Origin of the sequence: Pseudomonas sp. YuFO8, from assembly GCF_035065025.1 — a bacterium.
Taxonomy (GTDB): Bacteria; Pseudomonadota; Gammaproteobacteria; order Pseudomonadales; family Pseudomonadaceae; genus Aquipseudomonas; species Aquipseudomonas putida_AE.
Genome location: NZ_JAXDEQ010000034.1, coordinates 59,205 through 67,442, shown reverse-complemented (window position 1 = coordinate 67,442; position 8,238 = coordinate 59,205). Strand labels below are relative to the sequence as shown.

General features: G+C 60.2%; 5 protein-coding genes. All 5 read right to left on the bottom strand.

Going from position 1 to position 8,238, the window contains the following annotated elements; translation table 11 throughout:
* Positions 1–114 precede the first annotated feature (114 nt).
* The 5 genes from SOP95_RS24265 to SOP95_RS24245 are packed head-to-tail and all read right to left on the bottom strand — an operon-like array spanning position 115 to position 8,061.
* Positions 115–513 carry a hypothetical protein gene (locus tag SOP95_RS24265; protein WP_323608588.1) on the bottom strand — a complete coding sequence of 133 codons (399 nt, stop codon included), beginning with the start codon at positions 511–513 and terminating at the stop codon, positions 115–117.
* Complete coding sequence (locus SOP95_RS24260; RefSeq protein ID WP_323608587.1) at positions 510–1,697, bottom strand: DUF6708 domain-containing protein; 1,188 nt, start codon at positions 1,695–1,697, stop codon at positions 510–512. The genes SOP95_RS24265 and SOP95_RS24260 overlap by 4 nt, the downstream gene beginning before the upstream one ends.
* On the bottom strand, positions 1,690–5,127 hold the full coding sequence (locus SOP95_RS24255) for a toxin VasX (protein ID WP_323608586.1): 3,438 nt from the start codon (positions 5,125–5,127) through the stop codon (positions 1,690–1,692). Before SOP95_RS24255 ends, SOP95_RS24260 begins: the two co-directional genes overlap by 8 nt.
* A complete protein-coding gene (locus SOP95_RS24250) occupies positions 5,124–5,996 on the bottom strand; it encodes a DUF4123 domain-containing protein (RefSeq protein ID WP_323608585.1) in 873 nt (290 codons plus the stop codon). Before SOP95_RS24250 ends, SOP95_RS24255 begins: the two co-directional genes overlap by 4 nt.
* Entirely contained in the window at positions 5,989–8,061 is a 2,073-nt protein-coding gene (locus SOP95_RS24245) for a type VI secretion system Vgr family protein (RefSeq protein WP_323608584.1), read from the bottom strand. The genes SOP95_RS24250 and SOP95_RS24245 overlap by 8 nt, the downstream gene beginning before the upstream one ends.
* Between the last annotated feature and the right edge of the window lie 177 nt (positions 8,062–8,238).

The window sequence follows — 8,238 nt, the reverse complement described above, 5'->3', positions numbered from 1 at the left end:
AGGAACAAGGTTTCATTTAAGCCCCTGGTCCGTAGCTCCCCGGCACGGGGCCGCTGGCTACGAATATCCAGCGTAGATTCAGCGGCGACCTTATCTTTGCGTTTGAACAGATTTTTAAACATCGTCCGCCGCCATTTCTGCTCGCCTCAATCCCCAGAAGAGCGCCTTGTCGAGGCCGCTGGGCAAGGTGTCCACGGGATCGAGGGTAAACCGGCCCTGAGCCGGCAACCGTACGCCGCGCACCGTCGCGATGCGCAGGTCGCGAAGGACAAAACTGGTGTAGTGATACAAGTTGCGTTCAGCTTCCAGCTGGTATCGGAGGGTGAGCGCCAAGGCGAAATCCGAGGTTTGCTGGGCTTCGCTGATCGGCAGCTGAAGGGTCAGTGCCTCTTCCTCCTGGCTGGTGACCGCGGTCACTGCGGCCCAGGCCGCACTGTTTTCCTGCCAGCGGGCAGGCGGTGCCTGCCGACTGTAGGGCCGGCCGCCGGGCCAGGTGTGCCGCGCAGGATTCAATGCAACCCCGCTGCTTTGCAGGCGTCGACGAAACTTGCGCCTTTTTTGTCCATGGCGGTCTTGACCAGGGCGTTGGTTTTTTGCAGCGCTGGGCTGGGCTGGGCCCATTGTTCGGGGGGCAGCGGTTGGGACCAGGCTTGCACACTTTCAGGCAGTGTCGGGCGGCCCTTGCGGTGAGCCCATTCGGCGATCAGGTAGGGCATTTTCCAGAACACGATCACTCGTCTGACGTACCACCAGCGCAGAGGCCAGTGGGAACGCTTGGAGTATCCCCAACGCTTGCGCTCTTCAGCAGTCAGATCGCCCCCTCCGTCGTCCAGCCTACCCAATGCCCTGGCATCGAGCCGTTCGATTTCAAAGGTGTGCAGCCCTTCGTAAGGCTTGAGCTCATCTTCGGTTAGGGTGATGCCCAGCGCGGCAAGCATGGGGTTGGGCGTATCCACCTGCTCCCCTTCTTCCATGTAGTTGCGAATGAACGTCCACATGCCCAGCGCGTGTGCATCGCTGGGTTGGGCCGACAATACAAACTGTACGGTGTCGTGCTCTTCGTCTTCCAGCCCCATGCCGAAGGTGTAATCGCGCATCGCACCGTAGCTGGTCACGCCCTGGCTGCGGGCGACCCAGGCCACCACGCTTTCCCAAGGCACGATCAGCACCCGATGGGTGGTGTCGTCGATGTAGCAGACTTCACGGCGTTGGCGGTTGAAGCGGACCGGGTAGCTTTTGGCCAGGGTTCGGACGTTGGAGAGCATGCCGTAGATAACGGCACCTATTGGGAGAATGGATGCAAGGCTGATTTTGCTACCTGCCTCTATAAACAGGAGTAAATCGCGCCATGGGGTCCTAAAGTTTTCTGGGTAAAAAAGTACTCCGTACATGATTAATAGACTCGGGGCAATGAAAGCTACAAACAAAGGAATCCAGATTCCAAACGCCAATCTTTTTCCCTGCTCCACCATCCCGTAATTATTTCCTCCCAACTCCAGGTAGGTCTCGTTCATCGCCGAAAAATTACGCCGCGACACTTGCGCCTGCCCGGTGTACACCGGCAACGGCGCCAGGAACAAGGTTTCATTTAAGCCCCTGGTCCGTAGCTCCCCGGCACGGGGCCGCTGGCTCCGGATGTCCGGTGTCGGCGCTGGAGTTTCCGGCGGTTTTCGGCGCTTGAACAGTTGGCTAATCATCGAGCGCCGCCATTTCCGCGCGCTCGCACCCCCAGAAGAGCGTCTTGTCGAGGCCGCTGGGCAAGGCTTCCGCGGCATCGAGCGCAAACCGGCCCTGGGCTGGCAACCGTACGCCCCGCACCGTCGCGATGCGCAGGTCGCGCAGGACAAAACTGGTGTAGTGAAACAAGTTGCGTTCAGCTTCCAGTTGATAGCCGATGGTGAGGGTCAGGGCGAAATCCGAGGTTTGCTGGGCTTCGCTGATCGGCAACTGAAGTGTCAGCGCCTCGTCTTCCTGGCTGACGACCATGGCAACCGCAGCCCAAGCTGCACTGTTTTCCTGCCAGCGGACGGGCGGTGCCTGCCGACTGTAGGGTTGGGTTTGCCGATCGCGGGTTTGATGAAAGGCCCGCAGGCGCAGTTGGCGACTGTCCATTTCGCGGGTGCGGACCCCCGGCAGTCGCAGTTGCAGGTAGGTGCGCTGGCCTTCGCGGACCAGTTCACAGGTCGGTTGTTGCACCACCCGGGCCAAGGCGCTCCAGTCCTCGGCCAGGCTGCGTTGCAGGTTGGCCGTGCCCCAAGCGCTGGCTTGCAGCCATTTTTGCAGGGTGTCCAGGTTGAAGTAGTTGTACAGACCTTCGCCGGCCAATTGCAGGGCCGTGCCAATCAGCCCCACCAGGTTGGCTCTCGCGGCGATGCTCAGCAGCCGCGGGCTGGCTTCGGCCCAGGCCAGGGCTCGCAGTTGGGCGGGCCTCTTGAGGACCTGGCTGATGATCGACGTCGTGTGTTTGGCGCCCCAGGTATTGGTGCCCACCAGAATGCCGTCGCCCGCGATTTGCAGGGTCGTAGCCGCCAATGCCTGATAATTGCCTGCGGCGAGTGCTTTGCCCCATTGTTGGGAATGTTTGCCTAAGTCGATGGCCGCAGCCAACACACCAAATCCAAATGCTCCAACTCCTGCGATGCCACTCCAGCGTCCTAAACGGCTCATCGTATTGAGTTTGCCGGCGGCACTGTCCATTTGTTCGATATGCGCTTGAAGGATCGTCACCGATAGGCCTTGCACAGCGGCGAAACCCGCAGCAGATGCTCCAACCACAGACTCAAGGAATGCCACTGCATCTGATAAAGAACGCTCTTTGTTTTTGATGATCGAACTCAACACCTCAACAAATTTCTGCCCCTGATACACAAACAACAACAACGCAATGCCATCGCCTCCAGAGTTCAGGGCGCTGCTCAGCGGCTTGCCAAACGTCCCCGTCGCGCGGAAATCCCGCACCGTACGCTGCATTTCCTTACGCAGCACCGGGTCCATGCCATCGACCACCGTACCGATCTGCCGCCGCCCGCCGCCACCGACCGTCAACGCTCGGCTGAGGCGGTCTTCCAACGGCAGCAGCGCGTCCTTGAGCTCATTGATCCGCTGGTTATGCGCCTGCTCGCTGCCCGGCGCGCTCATGCCATGGGTTTGCCGCGACAACTCCTCACGGCGCAACTTGTAGGCGCGCTTGAGCTGGCGGCGCAGAGCGAGGGCGTCATCGCGGGTCTTGTTGAAGGCCTGGATTTCGTTAGCCGACGCCGCCCGCAGGGTCAGGCCGCTGCGGGAAAACTCGCGCAACAGTTGCAGGCGTGCCGACTGACTGAGGTCACGGAGGAACTTATTGGGGTCGATGTGCTGACGCTGCTTTAGTGCGTCATGGGCAGTTTCCAGCTCGTCCGCAATGCTGAGTTGCCTGGCCGGGTTATACGCCCCATCCAACAAACTCTGCAGCCCCTTGAACCGCGTATTCAGATCCGCATAGTTGGGCAGCCGTTCGTTCATCAGGCTGTTGAATTGATTGGCCAGCGCATTGACGCTGGCCAGGCTGTCCGGGGCCGTGGCGACCTGGATCGAAAAATTGCTCAGATCCAGCAGCTTTTTGCTCACATCCAGCTGTTCGGCGAGGGGCAGGGTTTCCAGCCCCGGTACGACGGTCAGCGGGTTTTGTTCGAGGAACACGGCGAGTTTTTCAGTCGCTTCACGATGGCTGCACAGGGCTGCCACGCAGACGAACTCGGTTTCCAGGCGATGCTCGATCTGCGTGTTTTGCTCGAAATCGTAATACCAGGCGGCGCGATGAAAATGGCCGCCGACGATCATGTTCAAGCGGTCTTCACGAATGGCTTGCAGGCGCCGTTGCCAATGGCTGAGCAGCGTTTGCTGCTGGCGGACGAACGCTTGCATCTCGGCCCGCTTGACCAACTGATCGATGCCACGCTCGCCGATGGCCTTGCCGTTCAGCGCCTCCCAGGTTTGCACATGGAGGGCGCCGATAGCGCTTTGATGTTTTTGCCACAGCGCTTCGCCCAGGCTATCGAGCAGATTGACGAAGGCTCGCGCGTAAGGATCGCTGGTCGCCGCCTTGCGCCAGGCCTGCTCATCGCCATAGATGGGCGGCCTTGCATGTTCACGTTTGGCCCGCAAGTAATCATGAAGCGCCGTCTGCTGTTGCGGGCTGAGGGCCTCCTGCAAGTCTTTGATTTCGGGTTTCGTGTTAGCCAAGGCTTGCAGACGCTCCGGCCCCACCTCATACAAGGACTGGATGTAAGCGCCGGTGAGGTATTTGCGCTGGGCCTCCTCGTCGGCGCTCCAGTGCTCGATCCAGTCCGCCACCTGCAACTGGGCACTGGCGAGGTCGCGCATCACGCCAAAATCGTCGCGCAAGACCAAAAACAGATAGTCGTTCTGGTAGATACCCAGCACCCGACTGGTGAGCGCCTCGATCCCCGTCTCCTTGAACAGCGGCGCAGCTTCCCAGCTATAGGGTTGGCGTTCCTGCGGGTGGGCGCCCTCGGGCAATGCCTCGGGACCTGTGCCCGCGGCCGGCGGGATGGGCGGCGCCACTTCCGCCAGCCATTTTTCCGCCTGCAGTTTGCTCAACAAGTCCATACCGCCATCAATAGGGCAAGCGCTTGCCAGATCGATGCGTTGCATCAAGCGTTCACGCTCGGTGGCGCTCTTGAGCACTTGCGCGCACTTGAAGGCCGTCCACTGGATTTCCGAATAGCTGGCGTACAAGCGGTGTTGCCGGGCGAAGACCAGATGCGGCTCGCCGACCGACGCGGTGCGCGTGTCGCCCGCCACCTCCGCGCCCTGCCACAGCAGTTTGCTGATCTGCCCTTGTTCGACGCGGTATTCGTGCAGGTAGCCGGTGTTGTTGTCGATGATGTACAGATAGCCGTCACGCAGCAGCCGAATGCCCAGGGGCTGGCTGTTCAGTTTTAGCGGCATTGTCAGTTTCGCAGCGGGGTCGAGGTGCTCGACCAGACCGTAGCGCAGCGGCAGCAGCTGCACTTTGTGGCCCATCAAGGGACACAGCCCAATGGGTGAACGAGCGTCCTTGACGCTCTTGGCCTTGGCCGCGATGTTGGCACTGACTTTAGGTGGTGATGGTTGTTGAGCAGTCACAGTGGGCCTCCTTGTCGATCGGCAGCGCGGCTTTCCGCGAGCTCGGCAGCGCGTTCCACGCGCGCCAACGGGGCGCCCGCTGCCGTCCCTGCCAGCAGTTGCGCGATATCAGGATGTTCAATCACCGGTTGCCCGGCCAGATAACCAAAAACGTTCGCGTAAAAGACCAATTCCTGCTCTGAGGAAAAGCCTTGCTGGTAGGCTTCGCTCGCCAGTGTTTGTACATACTGACGACCCTCAGGCCCTGGAAAATTCGCCATGAACGCCGGGAAATGCGTTTGCAAGTGCTCAATCAAGTCTGAGACGACGTTGCGAAACTCGACCTCGCCCAGTGCCGTAAGCTCCTGATCGGTCAGTCGATAAGCCTGCGGTTCAGCCCGGGCCTGTTCGAAGCGGGTGTGCTGCCGCCAGACGCCCGCTACCCCATCGGGGAGGCAGACGTGGGCGACAGGCCCGAACCAGCGTGCGCTGTTGGCCTGGGATGCAAGGTCGAACAGAGGATGCATGACGGCTGGATCGGCGATGCGTGGCATAACCTCCACGCCCTCCGCCTGCTCAACACTGAGCAGGCGACGCCAATGCTTGCAAAGCGCTAACGCGTCGGCCTCGCTGAACAGCAGATAACCCCATTCCAGCGCGGCATGTTCCTGGAAGTACGCCAGCAGTGAATCCCCTGCCCCCTTGAGCGTGACCAGACAGGGGGAGATGTCCGCCAGCTCATGCCAGCGGGTGCCGTGGTACAGGCAATACACCGGGTTATTCCAGCGGTGCAGGCGACGCGCCAGATTCGCGGCGCTGACACCGTCCAACAGCAGATAGGCCGGCAACGACCAGGGCGGATCATCGGGCAATGGCGGTAACTCAAGCATTGGCTGCCCCACCCTGTTGTTTGAGGGCTTCGCACATCGCGCAAACAGGATTCCTGGCCATCAGGGCCAACCGCTGCGCGGGTACCGACAAGGGCGCCAGAAGGGGCGCCGATACCGCCCCGTGCGCCGCCAACGGCGGGGCCGGCGGCACTCCCGCCAACGGATCGCCACCGTCGTCGATGGCCACATTGCTGAAAATGCCCTCCGGGTTGATCACGATGTAGTGGTCACCAGCCTTGAGCGTCAGGCTCATGCCGGCATCGACCACCACATTGGCGGCGGTTACATGAACCTGAGGGCCGGCTTGAATCACCAGCGTGCCGCTGGCGGTGGTGCTGCTGTTGCCGGTAATGCTGATCAGCTCGTCACCGCCGATCATCGTGTGGCGCTGGCCTTGGGTGGTGTGCAATTCGTCGCCCTTGATCAGGCTTGAACTGTTTTTCCCGACCTGCTCGAACCGGTCGTTACCAATCTGGCTGTGGCTGTCTCGTGTGATCTGCTCACGGCGGTCGTTATCGATCCGGGTGCCGCTGTCGTTGAGGATCAACTGTTCGAGGTCACGCTGGGCGCGCAGGTAGACCAACTCCTGTCCGGCGCGATCTTCAATCGACAGCTCGTTGTAGCCGCCACTGGCGGGCGAACTGCGGCTGCGCAGCACGGTTTTGCTCTTGTGCTGCGGCAAGGGGTACGGCACGGTAGTGATCGCGTTCGGCACGCAACCGGTAATCAAGGGATTATCCGGATTGCCTTCCAGGTACGTCACCACCACTTCCATGCCAACACGCGGGATGGTCACCGCGCCGAACCTGTCTCCTGCCCAGTTGGATGACACCCGCAGCCAGCAACTGCTCTTGTCACTGCCCAATCCGGCGCGGTCCCAAGGAAACTCGACCTTGACCCGCCCGTATTCATCGCAAAAGATTTCTTCGCCCGCAGGCCCGGTGACACGGGCGGTCTGGCTGACCAGCAGCGTTTTGCGCGGGACCAGCGGTGGACGATAAGACACGTCCCAGGGAATCGCGCTGAAGCTGTTGCGGTAACCCTGGCTGAAGCCGTCTTCAGGCTTGACCTCACGGGTGATCGCTTCTTCAAGAACCTGGGGTTGTTTTCCTGCGTGACTGACACTGAGCAACAGCCACAAGTCGTTGTAGGACTGACGCGGGTGATCGGTCAGTTCAAAGAAGTGGCCACTGCGCAAATTCGCTTGATCGCTGCTGCCCTCGGCCAACTGGTAATCACTGCGATGCCGTTCCAGCGCGTGACGGGCAAGCTGTCTACCGTGTTTTTCATTATCGATGAAAACGGGGTAGCGATAGTCTTCGAGTTCAGGCCCACTCCCGGCCGTGCAGTGACCTTCCAATGGCGCTCTCGGGCGCGTGAAGTCGTAGTCGCGGCGCGTGGTCGCGCTGGTCCGGGTGCTGAAACGCATGGAAAAACGATCGATCACCGGGTGCTCCGCGACCATACCGGAACCTTGTTGAAAAGGGGTTTCAGCCAGCTTGGGGAAGAAGACCTGATCGTCGGTAAACACCAGCATATGGTCATCGGGTGAATGCTCGTGGTGCCAGGCAATGCCCTCCTCGGCACATAACCGCTGGATCAGCTCGTAGTCGCTTTCCCCATACTGGGTGCAGTAGACGCGCTCGGGGCCGGGGCTGACGTGGAAGGTAAACACATCGGCGAGAATGCCGTGGCCTTTGAGTACCTGGGCGATGATTTGCGCAACGGTCAGGCCCTGGAAAATCCGCTGATGGTGGCTGAACTGCAAATAGTGCAGCACCGGCACCAGGGTCAGGTGATAGCGGGTCAGGCGACGACCCGCCTCCCCTACGGAAACCTCGTCGATACGGCCATGAATGCCTTCGCCATTGAGGCCGAACTGGAGGAACGCCGGCTGGCGCAACAGGCTTTGCAGATCAAAATCCCGGTACTCACTGACCATCTCGATATTGATTGCGTATAGGCTGCTGATGGCTTCCGTACCGTGAAAGGCCAGGACCTTGAAATCGTTGCGAACGGTGGGGATTTTCAGTTCGAAATGAGCAACATTGGCCGGTGCGAACATAAGCTGATCCTTGAGCTGAGAACGACAACCGCGCGAATCTCATCCATGACGACATCAACGAGCGGTAATGGCCGAGGAAGCTAACAAGAAGCAGCAAGAATGAATGCCGGAAAAGTCCACTGATGACGTCGGAAATTTCCGTATTTCAGCCTGTTTGATTTTTCCCCATTTAAAAGC